General features: G+C 67.2%; 15 protein-coding genes and 1 riboswitch. Of the genes, 14 read left to right on the forward strand and 1 reads right to left on the reverse strand.

Annotation, left to right across the window (positions count from 1 at the left end; all coding sequences use genetic code 11):
* The first annotated feature begins 279 nt into the window (after positions 1–279).
* The 12 genes from JK358_RS22235 to JK358_RS22290 all read left to right on the forward strand — a co-directional run bounded on the left by JK358_RS22235 (position 280) and on the right by JK358_RS22290 (position 13,601).
* Complete coding sequence (locus tag JK358_RS22235; protein ID WP_201949788.1) at positions 280–636, forward strand: GNAT family N-acetyltransferase; 357 nt, start codon at positions 280–282, stop codon at positions 634–636.
* 169 nt (positions 637–805) lie between these two features.
* Positions 806–975: riboswitch (M-box (ykoK) riboswitch) on the forward strand.
* 144 nt (positions 976–1,119) lie between these two features.
* On the forward strand, positions 1,120–1,830 hold the full coding sequence (locus JK358_RS22240; protein ID WP_201949789.1) for an MgtC/SapB family protein: 711 nt from the start codon (positions 1,120–1,122) through the stop codon (positions 1,828–1,830).
* A complete protein-coding gene (locus JK358_RS22245) occupies positions 1,827–3,563 on the forward strand; it encodes an ABC transporter permease (RefSeq protein WP_201949791.1) in 1,737 nt (578 codons plus the stop codon). The genes JK358_RS22240 and JK358_RS22245 overlap by 4 nt, the downstream gene beginning before the upstream one ends.
* Positions 3,564–3,571: 8 nt before the next feature.
* Entirely contained in the window at positions 3,572–4,873 is a 1,302-nt protein-coding gene (locus JK358_RS22250) for an ABC transporter ATP-binding protein (RefSeq protein WP_201949793.1), read from the forward strand.
* Between the two features lie 464 nt (positions 4,874–5,337).
* Positions 5,338–6,504 carry an RNA-guided endonuclease InsQ/TnpB family protein gene (locus tag JK358_RS22255; RefSeq protein WP_201949795.1) on the forward strand — a complete coding sequence of 389 codons (1,167 nt, stop codon included), beginning with the start codon at positions 5,338–5,340 and terminating at the stop codon, positions 6,502–6,504.
* 113 nt (positions 6,505–6,617) lie between these two features.
* Entirely contained in the window at positions 6,618–6,836 is a 219-nt protein-coding gene (locus JK358_RS22260) for an NfeD C-terminal domain-containing protein (protein WP_201949796.1), read from the forward strand.
* Positions 6,837–6,898: 62 nt separating this feature from the next.
* Entirely contained in the window at positions 6,899–7,999 is a 1,101-nt protein-coding gene (locus JK358_RS22265; RefSeq protein ID WP_201949797.1) for an SPFH domain-containing protein, read from the forward strand.
* A 42-nt stretch (positions 8,000–8,041) separates the two neighbouring features.
* Positions 8,042–8,440 carry a cold-shock protein gene (locus tag JK358_RS22270; protein WP_307817672.1) on the forward strand — a complete coding sequence of 133 codons (399 nt, stop codon included), beginning with the start codon at positions 8,042–8,044 and terminating at the stop codon, positions 8,438–8,440.
* A gap of 51 nt (positions 8,441–8,491) precedes the next feature.
* On the forward strand, positions 8,492–9,574 hold the full coding sequence (locus JK358_RS22275) for an ATP-dependent DNA ligase (RefSeq protein ID WP_201949798.1): 1,083 nt from the start codon (positions 8,492–8,494) through the stop codon (positions 9,572–9,574).
* Positions 9,571–10,635 carry a DNA polymerase domain-containing protein gene (locus JK358_RS22280; protein ID WP_201949799.1) on the forward strand — a complete coding sequence of 355 codons (1,065 nt, stop codon included), beginning with the start codon at positions 9,571–9,573 and terminating at the stop codon, positions 10,633–10,635. Before JK358_RS22275 ends, JK358_RS22280 begins: the two co-directional genes overlap by 4 nt.
* 268 nt (positions 10,636–10,903) lie before the next feature.
* Entirely contained in the window at positions 10,904–11,779 is an 876-nt protein-coding gene (locus JK358_RS22285) for a hypothetical protein (protein WP_201949801.1), read from the forward strand.
* Between the two features lie 55 nt (positions 11,780–11,834).
* Complete coding sequence (locus JK358_RS22290) at positions 11,835–13,601, forward strand: penicillin-binding transpeptidase domain-containing protein (RefSeq protein ID WP_372440696.1); 1,767 nt, start codon at positions 11,835–11,837, stop codon at positions 13,599–13,601.
* A 100-nt stretch (positions 13,602–13,701) separates the two neighbouring features.
* Here the strand turns inward: JK358_RS22290 and JK358_RS22295 are convergent, their stop codons facing one another.
* On the reverse strand, positions 13,702–14,556 hold the full coding sequence (locus JK358_RS22295) for an LLM class F420-dependent oxidoreductase (protein ID WP_232851678.1): 855 nt from the start codon (positions 14,554–14,556) through the stop codon (positions 13,702–13,704).
* A gap of 250 nt (positions 14,557–14,806) precedes the next feature.
* On the opposite strand from JK358_RS22295, the gene trpS reads away from it, so the two are divergent.
* Both trpS and JK358_RS22305 read left to right on the forward strand, forming a co-directional pair.
* A complete protein-coding gene (trpS, locus tag JK358_RS22300) occupies positions 14,807–15,847 on the forward strand; it encodes a tryptophan--tRNA ligase (RefSeq protein ID WP_307817673.1) in 1,041 nt (346 codons plus the stop codon).
* Between the two features lies 1 nt (position 15,848).
* The gene (locus JK358_RS22305) at positions 15,849–16,541 is read left to right on the forward strand and encodes a methyltransferase domain-containing protein (RefSeq protein WP_201949808.1); all 693 of its coding nucleotides are present in this window, start codon (positions 15,849–15,851) and stop codon (positions 16,539–16,541) included.
* The last annotated feature ends 11 nt before the right edge of the window (positions 16,542–16,552 follow it).

The raw sequence follows: 16,552 nt of genomic DNA on the forward strand, positions 1-16,552 counted from the left end.
CTGGAAAATGCCTGTAACCAGGGTAGGACCACGGCCGCATTGAATCCGGTGCCCGGTACGACAACCACGCGCGGAGTTCCGGCACCGGCCGAGGTGAGATGCACCCGGCCCTCGCTGGTTTCGTGGACCGACGTCGTCACCGGAAACGGCGCTCGCGCAATAGTTTCCGCGCACCATTGCTCAATCGCCCGACGGCTTCGCAAGCTCTTGTACACGCCGTGCATCGATTCAGTCTGGCCCTACACGCGCGGCGATGCCTGTTTCGAATAGGTTCGACGCGTGGCTGCGTACTCGGATTTCCCGGCGAGTCTGTCGACTCCGCGTCTTCGGCTGCGGCGCTGGTGTCCCTCGGATGCGGAGGCGTATCGCGCGTTGTGGGCCGAGCGCGATGTGCGGGCCCTGCGCAGGATCGATGCGGATGGGCGGCCGACGGTCGAGGAAGTCCGTGAGTGGTTGGTGGCCAACCCTCTTGATGCCGATCCCGGTCTGGGGTTGCTTCCCATCGCGCTTCGAGACACCGGCGAGTTCATCGGCTACTGCGGTCTGATCGTCGACCGCAGCGGGCGGGTCGACCCGGATCCCGAGCGCGGCGACTCGATCTGGATGACACGCGAACTCGATACGTCAGCTGTGTAGATGCAGGGCCTGCTCGACTTCGATCGCGTCCAGTTCGAGTCCGAGTATTCCGGGTCGTCGGGGTGGGGATCGACGACCGATAGATCTCGACGGGCGGTTCTGGCGGTGGATCGGGTGGGTCACAGTGGTTTGCCTCGAGGTGGCTGGTGGGTGTTTACTCGCAGGCGCAAGGTGCCGTCGTTCGCTGAGGCTCCTTCACGGATACAGGCCGGCGACCGGAAACGTCGAGAGACGCCAATGGTCAGGACAGGCATCCCCGGATTAAGGGGTTGCCCCGACCGGCTCCCGCGGGTGCGGGTTACGCCGTGGAGTGCCGAAGGTCTTACGTGGATGGGTTTGGAGGTGGTTGTCGTGCCGGATCGGCCGGACAGGGTTCCGTTAGCCAATCGTTCACTCGGCGACACTTCCCCAATGCGCTGCGCGGTGTTTGTATCCCGGTAGCGTGCGGATTGCTGGTGCGCCGACCTTTACCGGGAGGGCGTCATGACGACGTGGGAGATGCTGCTTCGGCTGGGTGCCGGAGTGGGGCTGGGCGCGGTGATCGGATTCGAGCGGCAGTACCGGGCGCGGATGGCCGGGCTGCGGACGAATGCGCTCGTCGCGGCCGGTGCGACGCTGTTCGTGCTGCTGTCGGCGCACGGGTTCAGTGGCGGTGACGCCGATCCGACTCGGGTGGCGGCACAGATTGTTTCGGGAATCGGGTTCCTGGGCGCGGGTGTGATCCTGCGCGACGGGTTCAATATTCGCGGGTTGAATACCGCGGCGACGCTGTGGTGTTCGGCCGCGGTGGGGTCGCTGGCGGGTGCGGGAATGTTCTCCACCGCGGCGGCGGGCACCGTGGTGGTGGTCGTGGTGAACACGGCGTTGCGGACCGCGGCGCGGGCGGTGGATCGCCCGCTCGAGGACGGGGTGACCGAGCACGAGGCGCTCTACGCCTTCACCGCCACCACCGACGACGCACACGAGGCGCATGTGCGGGCGCTGCTGGTGCAGGCGTTGAGCCGCACCGACTTCCGGCTGGTGTCGGTGTCGAGTCACGACACCGACCAGGGCAAGGTGCAGGTGCGCGCGGAGCTGACCGGGTATCGGCGCGACGACCGGCAGATGGAGTCGGCGGTGAGCCGGTTGAGCCTGGAACCGTCGGTGACCAGTGTCGGCTGGCGGACGGTGACGCCGACGGAGGCCGATACGTGACCGCGCTGCGGGGTTATCCGTCGCGGGGCGTGCTGGATCGGCCGCGCTCACGCTGGGCCGACGTGGCGGTGTTCCTGGGCGCGGCGGTGCTGATCTGGATCGTGGTGCGGGTGTCGGCGGGCATGGACGTGCCGTTCGACGAGTCGGCGGCGCCGTCGAGTATCGACACCGATCCGGCGCAGCTGCCCTACTATGCGGCGCGGTCGCTGCTGCGCATGTTCCTGGCGCTGGGCCTGTCGATCCTGTTCACGTTCGTATTCGCGACGGCGGCCGCACGGTTGCCGCGCGCGGAGAAGGTCATGCTGCCCGCGCTCGACATTCTGCAGTCGGTGCCGATCCTGGGTTTCCTGTCGGTGACGGTGGCCGGGTTCATCGCCCTGTTCCCGGGCTCGTCGCTGGGGCTGGAGTGCGCGTCGATCTTCGCCATCTTCACCTCGCAGGCCTGGAATATGGCCTTCGCCTTCCACCACAGTCTGGTGTCGCAGCCGCGCGAACTCGACGAGGCGGCCCGGAATCTGAGATTGTCACGCTGGCAACGGTTCTGGCGCGTGGATGTGCCCTCGGGCATGTTCCCGCTGGTGTGGAACGCGATGATGAGCTTCGGCGGCGGCTGGTTCTTCCTGACCGCGTCGGAAGCCATCAGCGTCAGCAATCGCGAGTACGCGCTGCCCGGGATCGGCTCGTATGTGGCCAGCGCGGCCGCCGAATCGGATACCGGCAAGGTGCTGGCGGCCATCGTCACCATGGTGATCGTGGTGGTGGGGTTGAACGTGCTGTTCTGGCGGCCGATCACGGTGTGGGCGGAGCGTTTCCGGGTCGAGGATTCCGAATCCGCCGACGCCCCACGCAGTCTGGTGCTGGACCTGCTGCGCCGCTCCCATATTCCGGGTCTGCTGGCGCGCGTGTTCGGGCCGCTGGTGCATCCGATCGACCGGGCGATGAGCGTGTTCGGGCTGGCCGAGCATCGACTGTATGTGCCCGAATCCCGCAGGCGCGCCGCCGATGTCGTGTTCACGACGGTCGTGGCGGTGGCGCTGGCGGCGGGCGTGTTGTTCATGCTGCGTTATGTCGCGGACACCGTCGGGCTCGCGGAGTTCGCGCATGCGGCGTTCCTCGGCGTGCTCACCCTGGTGCGCGTGATCGTGCTGCTGATCTTCGCCACGCTGATCTGGGTGCCCGTCGGCGTGTGGATCGGGTTGAATCCGCGCGTGTCGCGCCTCGCGCAGCCGATCGTGCAGGTGCTGGCCAGTTTTCCGGCCAACTTCCTGTTCCCGCTGGTGACGGCGGTGCTGGTGGCGACGGGCGCGAGCCTGCAGTGGGCCTCGATCCTGCTGATGGCGCTGGGCGCGCAGTGGTACATCCTGTTCAATGTGATCGCGGGCGCGGCGGCGGTGCCCAATGATCTGCGCGAGGCGTCGGCGAGCCTGCGGCTGCCGCGAAATCTGTGGTGGCGCAAGCTGATCCTGCCCGCCGTCTTCCCCAGCTATGTCACCGGCGCGATCACCGCGGCCGGTGGCGCGTGGAATGCCTCGATCGTGGCCGAGGTCGTGGAGTTCGGGGACACCACGCTCACCGCGAGCGGTCTGGGCGCCTACATCACCGACGCCACCGCCGCCGGTGACGCCCCGAAGATCCTGGTCGGCGTGCTCGTCATGAGCGCCTATGTCGTCGGCTTCAACCGCCTGTTCTGGCGTCGGCTCTACACGCTGGCGCAACGCCGCTACTCACTCTAGGAGGACGCATGACCACCGGCGAGGTCCTCATCGATATCGACGATGTCGGCATGGCGTTCACCGGAGCGGGCGGCGAACGCCTGCATGTGCTCGACCATGTGAATCTGCAATTGCGCGACGGCGAGATCGTGGCGCTGCTGGGCCGCTCCGGGTCGGGCAAGTCGACGCTGCTGCGCACCATCGCCGGACTGCTGGCGCCCACCTCGGGGCAGGTCCGGTATCGCGGCGCACCGTTGACCGGCACCAATCCCGGTGCGGGCCTGGTGTTCCAGTCCTTCGCGCTGATGCCGTGGCTGACCGTGCAGGACAATGTGGAACTGGGGCTGGCCGCGCGCGGGGTGACTCCGCAGGCCCGCCGCCGGCGCGCGCTCGAGGCCATCGACCGCATCGGCCTCGACGGTTTCGAGACCGCCTATCCCAAGGAGCTGTCCGGCGGCATGCGCCAGCGGGTGGGTTTCGCGCGCGCCCTGGTGCTGGAACCGGATCTGCTGCTGATGGACGAGCCGTTCTCGGCGCTGGATGTGCTGACCGCGGAGAACCTGCGCACCGAACTGGTGAACCTGTGGGACACACCGGATTTCCCGACCCGCTGCGTGTGCATCGTGACCCACAATATCGAGGAGGCGGTGCAGCTGGCCGACCGCGTGGTGGTGCTGGGCGCGAATCCGGGCCACATCATCGCCGAGGTGCGGGTGGATCAGCCGCGCCCGCGCAACCGCCGGGCGCCCGGGTTCGCCGCGCTGGTCGACCAGATCTACGGGCTGCTCACCGGCCGTGACGCGGAAACCGTTCCCGCCGAACCGGATTCGGGCACCCCGTTCACCACTCCCCTGCCCGATGCCTCGGTGGGCGGGATCGCGGGTCTGCTCGAGCTGGTCTACGCCAACAGCGGCCGCGCGGATCTGCCGGAGGTCGCCGATGAACTCAACTTCGAGCTCGACGACCTGATGCCGCTCGTGGATGCCGCCGCGATGCTGGGTTTCCTGCTGGTCGACTCCGGTGACGTGATCATGACGAATGTGGGGTCACGGTTCACCACCGCCGACATCCGCACCAGCAAGAACGTTTTCGCGACCCAGGCGCGGCGGCGCGCGCCGCTGGTGCGCACCATCTGCTCGGCGGTGATCGGCTCCTCGGACGGCAGTGTGCGCGCCGATTTCGTGCTGGATCTGCTGCGGCGCGGTTTCTCCGCCGAGGATGCGCGCCGGCAGCTGGAGCTGGCGATCGACTGGGGCCGCTACAGCGAGTTGTACGACTACGACACCGATTCCGGCCGCATCACCGCGGACCCGACCCTGTCGATGTCCTAGCCGGGAGAACACCGGGGATCCTGGCCGGGAGAACACCGAGGGCCGGGCGGCGGGTTCAGCCGCCCCGGCCCCGTACGTGCCCTGCGCGTGCTCAGTGCGCGACGATCGTCGACGCCTCCACGGTTTCCGGGCTGGCCGGTTTGGTGCGCGGCAGGAAGAACGCCGGTATCAGGGTGGCGACGAGCAGGGCAACCGGCACCCAGTAGGTGTGCGCGAAAGCCTGTGCGGCCTGGTCGAATCCGGTTTGCAGGGCATCTCGGCCTCGAGTTTCTCTCCGAGCGCTGGGTCGTAGTTCGAGGCGATGGCCGGATTGGCCAGAGGCCGGTTGTCGAGCAGGTTGGTCAGCACCACTGAAGCGGTTGGGATGCCAAGGGATTCGACTGTTGAATGCGCAGAAATGGCTTCCGGGCGAGCAAACATGACCTAGCATCGAACGCGTGTGCGATGACGAGGGAGTCGGTCGAGTGCGATATACCTATCGCCTGCGGCTCTCGAGCGCTGCCGAACGTAAGTTGCTCACGGAATCAGACCGCTGCCGTTGGGTATGGAATCAATGCGTGGCCGAATCGCGCACAGCACACCAGGCGGGACAGCCAATCGGCGCCGCCCTACTGGACAAGAGGCTTACCGGCTGGCGCGCCGAACGAGACTGGCTGCGAGAGGGCGCGTCCGTGCCGCAGCAGCAGATCATCCGCGACTTCGGCAGATCCCGTGCAAAGGCTTTGAAAGATCTCAAAAACCGTGTGTCCCAGCATCGTCGAACCGGCATGCCCCGTTTCAAGAAGAAGGATCGCACTGAACCAACCCTCAATTACACACGGCGTGGGTTCCGGATCAAGCAGGGCCGCCTGCATCTTGCGGGTGGAATCGTGGTCCGGCCGGTGTGGTCACGAGAACTGCCGGATGTTCCGTCGAGCGTCCGTGTCTACCGTGGCAGCGTTGGACACTGGTATGCCAGCTTCGTCGTCCCCGCTACCTCGGAGCCGCTTCCTACTACGGGAACATCGATCGGCATCGACTGGGGAGTGAAGGAGATCGCCACTACGACCAGCGATGCCCATGATTTGCCCCATCCACGGTACGGGAAGTCCGCCGCCTTGAAGCTCAAGGGTTCTCAGCGACGGATGGCCCGGCGGAAACCGAAACGCGGCCAGCAGGGTTCGCGAGCTTACAAGCATGCGAAACGCCGAACTGCGATCCTGTACAGAAGGCTCGCCAACCAACGCCAGGACACAGCCCGCAAGTGGGCGAAGGCAGTTGTACGAGATTTCGACCAGATCGCGGTAGAAGACTTCCGCCCGAAGTTCCTCAGCCAGACGACGATGGCACGAGCAGCCTCGGATGCGGCGATCGGCGCGACGAAGACCGCGTTGTTGGAAATGGCGCGCAAGCATGGCAGAAAGGTCGTACTCGTACACGCGGCATACACCACAATGGATTGCCGGGCATGCGGTGCAAGAGCCAAGCATCGTCTCCCGCTGTCAGAACGTACCTACACCTGCGCCGAATGCGGTCTCATATCCGCCAGGGATAAGAACTCCGCCGGGGTAATGCTGGTCAGGGCTGGTTTCGTCCCTGTTGGCGTTGATTGTGTCAGCCCTGATCACTCGCCGAGCGGTCAGGCAGCATGAGCCAGGAATCCTCCGCGTTTCAGCGGGGGAGGATTCAAGTCGAGGATCGACATGATCGCCGCGAGATGTCACACGTACGCTGGCCTTTCACCGTGAACCGAAGGACTATCGCGATGCCCGACCCGGTACTGGGAATGACCGGTACGCTCACCTCACCGATCCGCGGCGCGGGAACGCTGGGAGAGGTCCTGATCGCCATTCGAGGGGGAACCGAGCTCTACATCGCGCAATCCGAGGAAGCCCTGCCCGCCGGCGCCGCGGTGCTCGTGGTGGGCGTGCATCCCGGACGGCGCGTGGATGTTGTTGCGTGGGTGCCCCTTCCCGGCGATTGACAGTCGGGGGACATCTCCACCGGAGGTCGGTGGAGATCCCCCACCATCGAGGGGAGTCAGACGTGTTGGGTTATCACGTGCCGGATCCGGACGAGGCGATGCTGGTCAGCGGCGCCAAGGTCAAGGACGACGCACCGTTTCGGGTGGTCATCGGGCGCGGGGCCTGGGTGATGCCGTTCTTCCGCAAGGTGCGGTATCTGTCGCTGGCCATGTTCGAGGCCGAGATCGGCGAACGCTGCGTCACCAAGCAGGCCATCCAGCTGGATGTGCGCGCGGTCATCGCGTTCAAGGTCGCCAACGACACCGTGTCCATCGTCAATGCGGCGCAACGGTTCCTGTCGGAGCAGGAACGCGAGATGTCGGTGCTGACCGGGCGCATCTTCTCCGGCCATCTGCGCTCGATCGTGGGCTCGATGACGGTCGAGGAGATCATCCGTGAACGCCAGAAGCTGGCCGACGAGGTGCTGGTGGCCTCCAAGGTCGAGATGAGCAATATCGGGTTGTGGGTGGACTCCTTCCAGATCCAGTCCATCGACGACGGCAACCTCGGCTACATCACCGCCCTGGCCGCCCCGCACAATGCCGCCGTGCAGCGCGACGCCAAGATCGCCCAGGCCGCCGCCGCGCAGCTGGCCGCCGAGGCCGAACAGGAGTCGGTGCGCAAGCAGGCCGAGTACACGCGGCAGACCGCCATCCTGCGCGCGCAGTATCAGCGCGATATCGATTCCGCCAATGCCCAAGCGGCGCAGGCCGGTCCGCTCGCCCAGGCCGTCGCCCTGCAGGAGGTGCTGACCGCCCAGGCCGAGCAGGCGCGCAAGCAGGCCGAGCTGCGCGAACAGCAGTTGCAGGCCGAAGTGGTGAAACCCGCTGTGGCCGAAGCGGAACGGGTGCGCATCCTGGCCGAGGCCGAAGCCGACCGCACCCGCATCCAGGCCGAGGCGGCCGCGTCCAACAACCGCATCGCCCTGGATCAGCTTCTGATCGAACAACTTCCGGAGATCGTGCGCCAGGCCGCAACGGGGCTGTCGAATGCCAATCTGACTGTGCTCAACGGGCCCGATGGCGTCAGCGAACTGGTGAACGGCATGGTCGGGCAGGGCCTCACCGTCTTCAATTCGTTGCAAAAGGCACTTTCTTCCAACAATGATCATCCTGCGGACTAGAGTTACCGCAGAGGGACGCGGCGACGAGGAGCGGGTGTTTAGGTGTCCATCGGGAAATTGGTGTCGTTCGACAGCTCTCGGGGTTTCGGTTTCATTCGTCCGGAAGACGGTGGGCCGGACGTGTTCGTCCACGTCAACGACATCGGGCTGGACGAGGACGAGCTGCGGCAGGGGCGAGTGTTCGAATTCGATGTGACCGAGGGTGATCGGGGGCCCAAGGCGATCAACCTGGCGTTGGTCGGCCCGGTGGCCGCCGCGCCGGTGCGGCACAACAAGACCAAGGAGCGCACCGGCGCGGGGCAGTTGACGGCGTCCGAGCACAAGCGGCTCATCACCGAACTGCTGCTCGACGCCTCCCCCGCGCTCACGGCCGGCGAGATCCTGACCATCCGCGATCGGCTGACCGCCTTCGCGGATCAGCACGGCTGGATCGAAAACTGACCGGTTCGGATTACGATCTTCTCGGGTGAGCCTACGAACCGAGGAGGTCGGATGGATCTGCCCGTGATGCCGCCGGTCAAACCGATGCTGGCGAAATCGGTGTCGACGCTGCCCCGCGAGGCGGGACTGCTCTACGAGCCGAAATGGGACGGGTTCCGCTGCATCGTGTTCCGCGACGGCGACGAGATCGAACTCGGATCCCGCAACGACAGGCCCTTGACCCGGTACTTCCCCGAATTGGTGGAACTACTGGGCAAGGCGCTGCCGGACAGATGCGTGGTCGACGGCGAGATCGTGGTCGTCACCGAGAACGGCCTGGACTTCGACACGCTGCAGCAGCGACTGCATCCGGCGGCGTCGCGGGTGAACAAGCTGGCGGTGGAGACCCCGGCCTCGTTCGTCGGGTTCGATCTGCTCGCGCTCGGGGACCGGGATCTGACCGAGGAGCCGTTCGCGCAGCGGCGGCGACTGCTCGAGACGGTCCTCGACGGCAGCCTCTCGCGCACGCATCTGACCCCGTTGACCGACGATCCGGACACCGCGCAGGACTGGTTCACCCGGTTCGAGGGCGCCGGATTCGACGGGGTGATGGCCAAGGCTGCGGATCTGCCCTACCTGCAGGACAAGCGGGTCATGTTGAAGATCAAGCACGAGCGCACCGCCGACTGTGTGGTGGCCGGGTTCCGCTGGCACAAGGACGGCGAAGGGGTCGGCTCCCTGCTGCTGGGGCTCTTCGACGAGAACGGCCGGCTCAATCATGTCGGGGTGGCCAGCAGTTTCACCGCCAAACGGCGCAAGGAACTGGTGACCGAACTGGAACCGTTGCGCGCCGACGCCTTGGCGAATCATCCGTGGCGCGAGTGGGCGGACGCGGCGGCGCAGGCCAAGAACGAAGGCAAGATGCCGGGCGGGGTGAGCCGCTGGACCGGCGGCAAGGACCTGTCGTGGGAGCCGCTGCGCACCGAACTTGTCGCCGAGGTGCGGTATGAACATGTCATGGGAGGACGATTGCGGCACGGCGGGCGCCTGGTGCGTTTCCGCAGCGACCGCACTCCGGAATCCTGCACCTACGCCCAGCTCGACGAGGTCGCACCCGCCGAACTCGCCGACATCTTCGCCGAGGCCCGACAATGAGCGCAGCGCTGGAACTCGAGGTGGACGGACGCACCGTCACCATCTCCAATCCGGACAAGATCTACTTCAGCAAACGCGAGGAGACCAAGAAGGATCTGGTCGACTACTACCTCGCGGTGTCGGATCAGATCATGAACACCATCCGGGATCGGCCGGTGCTGCTGGAACGCTATCCTGACGGGGCGAGCGGCAAATCCTGGTTCCAGAAACGGGTGCCGAAATCGGTGCCGGACTGGTTGCAGACCACCGAGGTGTCCACCCCCAACGGCACCGTCAGCGATGCGCTGGTGGCCGCGGATATGGCACATATTCTGTGGGCGGTGAATCTGGGCTGCTTGGGTTTTCACGTCTGGCCCACGCACGCCGACGCCCCGCAGCCGCCGGATTCGCCGCTGGTGTACGACGCGGCGGGCGAACTGCTGCCGCCCACCGGGGTCACCGATGAACTGCGCATCGATCTGGATCCCTCGCCCGGGGTCACCTTCGAGGATCTGCGCGCGGCCGCGGTGCGCGTGCACGAGCTGTGCGGCGAGCTCGGGATCGACGCGCGGGTGAAGACCTCCGGGTCGCGCGGCCTGCACATCTACGTGCTGCTGCAACCGAAGTGGGACGGCTATCAGGTGCGTGACGCGGCGGTGGCGCTGGCGCGCGAACTCGAACGCCGCCATCCCGAGCAGATCACCGCGGCCTGGTGGAAAGAGGAGCGCGGGTCGCGGGTTTTCGTCGATTTCAATCAGAATGCCCCGCACAAAACAGTTTTCGGCGCGTGGTGTGTGCGCCCGAAGGTGGGCGCACAGGTGTCCACCCCCATTTCCTGGGACGCGCTGGCCGAGATCGTGCCCGACGAGCTGACCATCGCCACCGTGCCGGAGCGGGTGCGCGCGCTCGGCGACCCGTGGAGTGACCGTGCGCCGCAAGATATTTCGGCGCTGCTCGACATGTCGGCCAAGGATATGGCCGCCGGTCTGCAGGACGCGCCCTGGCCGCCGGTGTATCCGAAAATGCCCAATGAGCCGCCGCGGGTGCAGCCCAGCAAGGCGCGCAAGAACACCGGGGACTGAGCATCCTCCGGTAAAGAGTGGAGCAACCTCCTTTCTATTACGCCCCGTGCTTGTCAAGATCACGTTATTCTGATGCTCCGATTTCCAAAGGCATTGCACGGCACACTTTCTTGATTCCGCTACCAGGGGGCCGGTCAGCAGAGCAGTCGTGGATCTTCAGCGCGCCGTCGGCGCTTCCGCGATGGATCAACAACCTCAACGGCGATGTGGTTGGCCATCGAACCCGCTTCCGTAGCACCGAATGCCCTTCGCACTCAAGGAATCTCGCGTGTTCGATCACAAGCACGACATGCCCGACCATCCGGCCGAGCTGTCCTCCACCCCGACCGATCTGTCCCTGCTGCTGCGTCCCGCCCCGCCCGGCGCGCCCACCGATGTCATCCCACTGCATCGCGGTGACGGATTCCTGCTGCGCGCCGAAGTGCCACCGGTGCTGGTGGTGGGCAGTTCCGGCGGTGCGGGCGCCACCTCCACCGCACTCGGCATCGCCGCGGCCGCCGCCACCGAATACGGGGAACGCTCCCCGATCGTGGTGGACGCCAGCGCCACCGGCGGCGACCTGGCCCGGCGCGGCTGCGACACCATCGACGCCGCGGGCACCGTGCAGTCCTGGCTCAACCTGTCCCCGCGCGGCCTGGCGCCCTCGGTGCTCGACAGCTGCGGGGAGAACCGCGCCGGGTTCGGTGTGCTGCCGCGCGGACCCGAAGCGCTGCCGCGCCGGGAGAGTTTCACCTCGGTGCAGCGCGATCTGTGGGCGGCGGGCTGCCTGCCCATCTACGACGGCGGCTCCCCGGTGTCCAATCGGCTGCTCGGCCCGCTGCTCTCGGATCCGCGCGTCGGCCTGGTGATCACGCTGGCCGCCCGCGCGGACGCGGTGAACCGGCTCAAACCCGCGCTGATGTGGCTCGACGACAACTACAGCCAATACCACCTGGCCGAATCGGTCATCGTGATCACCCGCCAGCATCGCAGCGACGGCCCCGGCGTCGCCGCCCACGTGCGCACCTACCTCGGCAATTTCGTGCGGGCGGTCACCGAGATCCCCTACGACCCGCACCTGGCCGCCGGTGGCCCGATCACCTGGATCAAACTCACCCACCAAACCCGCAGCGCCTACCGGCAACTGCTGAAACTGCTGCGCTAGGGGTCCGGGCCGCGCGTCCCGGACCGGGGTATTTCCGAACGGTAGGGTCGGGCGGGTGCGTACACCCACGAGACTCCTCGCCCTGTTCGCCGTCTCCACCGTCACCGTGACCGGGTGCGGGCTCGGCGGCGACACGACCACCGAGCGGATGACCGATGTGGCGAACAGCTTCGCCGACGCGCTCAACAACGACGACCCCGCCGCCGCCGCGGCGGTGACCACCGATCCGGCGCAGGCTGCGGCGACCCTCGCCACGGTGTACGACGGCCTGGGCAAGGACGCGCACTTCACCGTGCAGAAGGTGGACAAGGACGCGGGCACCTTCACCCTGGCCGCCACCTGGAAACTGGGCCGCGACGGCACGAACGAATGGTCCTACACCACCACCGGAAAGGCCACGGAAACCGACGACGGGTGGAAGGTGGGCTGGGATCCGGCGACCGTCGCACCGGGCTTGAACGCGGGACCGCTCACCTACAGCGTGACGTACCCGGATCCGGCGCGGATCCTCGACAGCGCCGGTGCGGAACTGATGGGGCAGCAGGTGGTGACCCTGGTGAACCTGGCCCCGGGAGCCGATACCGCCGCGGTGGCCGGACTGCTCGCACCGCTCGCGCCGGGGATCACCGCGGCGTCACTGTCCGCGGATCTGGCTGCCGCGCAAGGCAAGTCGATTACGGCGATCTCGTTGCGGCAGAGCGATATCGCGCCGATCCAGGCGCAGCTCGAAGCGCTGCCGAAGGTGACGCTGTCGGCGCAGACCCGGCTGTTGACCACCGACAAGGCGCTGGCCTCACCGACGCTGTCGGGGCTCTCGGAGCTGTGGCAGCAGCAGGCCGACGCGGCGGCCGGATGGGCGGTGCGCGCGCAGACGGCGAACGGGACCGAACGCGTCGCGGGCCGCGATCCCGCGCCCACCACCGAGATTCGCACCACCCTCGACGTGGGCCTGCAGCAGGCCGCCGAGGCGGCGCTGGCGCCGATCCCGCAGGCGGCGGCGATCGTCGCGATCACGCCGTCGACCGGGAATGTGGTGGCGATGGCCCAGAATTCGGCCGCCGACGCGCAGGGGCCGATCGCGTTGACCGGACTGTATCCGCCGGGATCGACCTTCAAGACGGTGACGGTGTCGGCGGCCTTGCAGGCCGGGACGGTCACCCCGGATTCGATCGTGTCCTGCCCGGGGGTGGCCGATATCGAGGGGCGGCGCATCCCCAACGACAACAACTTCGACCTCGGTAGTGTGCCGCTGCACACGGCGTTCGCGCGGTCCTGCAACACCACCATGGGACGGCTCGCGGTGAACCTGCCCGCCGACGCGCTACCGAACGCGGCCGCACAGCTGGGCTTGGGAATCGACTATGTGACACCGGGTCTCACCACGGTCACCGGCAGCGTCCCCGCCGCCGACACCGCCGCACTGCGGGTGGAGGAGGCCATCGGGCAGGGCAAGGTGACCGCGTCCCCGTTCGGGATGGCGTTGGTGGCGGCGACCCTGGCGCACGGGTCGGTGCAGGCTCCGGCGATCGTGGCCGGACAGCCCGGCAAGGCCGATCGCACTCCCCCGGCGCTGCCGGCCGGGATCGCCGATCAGGTGAAAACCATGATGCGGGAAACGGTTACCGACGGTACGGCGACCGCGCTGCGCGATATTCCGGGGTTGCTGGGCAAGACCGGCACCGCGGAATTCATCGACGACACGCATGCGCACGGCTGGTTCGTGGGCATCGACGGCGATCTGGCGTTCGCGGTGTTCGTCTACGACGCCAACTCCTCGGGTCCGGCGGTGGAGGCGGCGGGACGGATGCTGCGCGCCCGCTGACCGGGGCGCAATCGACGACAAGGTCTCGGCGGCAAGCGAATTCGCTCACCGCCGAGACCTTTCGCGGATCCGGCGTGGGTTGTCCGGTTTCCGGCGCGGGCTATCCGAGGCGTTCGGCCAGGACCGGGGCCAGGGCGCGCAGGGCGGGCAGCGGATCGGCGCCGAGGATCTGCGGGGCCACATGGTTCGCGCCCGCCTTCAGGTGCGCGACGAGCTGGTCGGCGATCTGCTCGACGGTGCCGTGCGCGGCGACGGCGTCGACGAAGCGGTCGCTGCCGGGGGCGGTCAAATCCCCGTCGCCGAAACCGAAGCGGCGCAGGTTGCTGGTGTAGTTGGTCAATCCCAGGTAGAAGCCCAGGGTCTGGCGGGCGGTGGCGCGGGCGCGCTCGGCGTCGGTGTCGAAGACGACCTTGTGCTCGACGGCCAGGGTGGTGTCGGGGCCGAGCAGTTCGCGCACGCTCGCGGTGTGCTCGGGGACGGTCAGGTAGGGCAGCGGACCGGCAGTTCGGTCACCGGCCAGTTTCGCCACGCGCGGACCGAGCGCGGCCAAGGCGCGACCCTGCTTGGGCACCTCCGCGGCATCGAGGGCGTCGAGGTAGTTCACCAGGGCGTCATAGGGTTTGGTGTAGTCGGCGTCGTTCTCACGGTGGCCCGCGCCGATGCCGAGCAGAAAACGGCCGGGGAACTTGTCGTCGAGGCGATGGTAGGTCTCGGCGGCACGCTCGGCGGGGGTGGCCCACACGTTCACGATGCTGGTGGCGACGGTGATGGTGTCCGATCCGGCCAGCAGTTGCTCGTAGCCCTCCCACTCCGCGGCGGGCGACGCGCCCAGCCACACCGTGCCGTAGCCGAGCTGCTCGAGCTCGCGGACCGATTCCGGGGTGAATGCCGAATAACCCTGCCAAACACCGAATTGTCCCAATTGCTGTGTCGTCACCATGTGTGCAGCCAACATCCGGTTCATGATCGGCATTCCCGGCCGCCCACATTCTTTGTGGCGGTCGCGGTGAGCGAGGTCGCAGCGCAATCGAGACGACGGGCGCGGCACCGGGTTGTTACAGTGACATGGTGATCGATACCCGACAGGCGTGGTGGCTGCTCTCGCAGCCCGACTAGTCATGTCCGCGGGCTGTACGCAGCCCGCACGAATCACCCTGTCACAGTGCGGATCTCGTACAGCCCTCCCCAATTCCAGGAGCTGTACCGTGAATTCCTTCACCGCCACCCTCGCCCGCAACGACCAGCTCGCCGCCGAGGTCGCCGCACATCCCGAACTGTTCCGCATCCTCACCGGCGAAAGACCCACCGGCGCACTGCATCTGGGCCACTACTTCGGCACGATCGCCGAACGCGTCCGGCTGCATCGACACGGCGTGGACACCTTCGTCATCCTCGCCGACTATCAGGTGATCACCGACCGCGACGGCATCGGGCAGGTGCGCGACCACGTGCACAACGCGGTCCTCGACTATGTCGCCGCCGGGATCGACCCGGAGCAGGCCACCATCTTCACCCATTCGGCCGTGCCCGCACTCAACCAGCTGATGCTGCCGTTCCTGAGCCTGGTCACCGAGGCCGAACTGCATCGCAATCCCACGGTGAAAGCCGAGGCGGCCGCATCCGGACGGGCATTGAGCGGGCTGCTGCTCACCTATCCGGTGCATCAGGCCGCCGATATCCTCTCCGCGGGCGCGAACCTGGTGCCGGTGGGCAAGGACAACCTCCCGCACATCGAGTTGGCGCGGGTCATCGCACGCCGATTCAACGACCGCTACGGCGAGGTGTTCCCCGAACCGCGGGCCCTGCTCACCACCGCGCCGGAGGTGCCCGGACTCGACGGGCGCAAGATGTCGAAGAGCTACGGCAATGCGATCGGCCTGTCCATGACCGCCGACGAGACCGCGGCCCTCATCCGGCGCGCGCCCACCGACTCACAACGCCACATCACCTTCGATCCGCAGCAGCGGCCCGGCGTCTCGGCGCTACTGACCACCGCGGCCCTCACCACCGGACGCGACGAGCACGACATCGCCGCCGAGATCGGCGACGGCGGCGCGAGCGCCCTCAAACGGTTCACCACCGACGCGGTCAACGAACGCTTCGCCGAACATCGCCGCATTCGCGGCGAACTGGCACTCGATGCCGATTTCGCGAGCCGCGTGCTGCGCGAAGGCAATCGGCGCGTGAACGAGATCGCCGAGCACACCCTCGAGCAGGTTCGCTACGCGATGGGCACGGTGTACTGACATGACCGACGACATGCTGGTGACCTCCCGCTCGGCCGCCGAATATCACGCCATGTTCGATCTGAGTCCCGCCGACGTGGCGGGCTCGGTCCTCGACTGCTGCTCCGGCGGTTCGAGTTTCGCGGCCGAAACCGGGACACGGGTGACCGCGGTCGATCCGATGTACCGCCTCGGCCACGAGGAACTCGCGCAGCGGGTGCGCACCGCGCTGCGTGACGGCGACAGCATGATCGCCGCGCACGCACACCGCTTCGAATGGGGTTTCTACGGCGGCATCGAGCAGCGTCGGCAGATGCGGTACGCGGCCGGAGAACAGTTCATCGCGGACCGCGCGGCACATCCGGACCGCTACGTTGCCGCGGCACTGCCCGAATTGCCGTTCCCGGACGGCAGTTTCGACCTGGTGCTGTGCTCGCATCTGCTGTTCACCTGGTCGGATCGCTTCGACGAGGACTTCCACCGCCGCGCCCTCGCCGAACTGGTGCGCGTCGCTCGCCGCGAGGTGCGCATCTATCCGCTGGTCGTGCAGGCCACGGGTGAACCGGTCGAATTCCTGGATCGGCTGTGCGACGAACTGCGCGCCGCCGGCCACGAGGTCGAATTGCACCCTGTGCCATACCGTTTCCAGCAGGGTGCACACTATGCACTGTGGATCAGGTCCGGTGGGGACTGCGATTCCCGCCCGCAGGTGTAGCCGGACCGGCG

Source organism: Nocardia acididurans (genome assembly GCF_016741815.1).
Lineage (GTDB): Bacteria > Actinomycetota > Actinomycetes > Mycobacteriales > Mycobacteriaceae > Nocardia > Nocardia acididurans.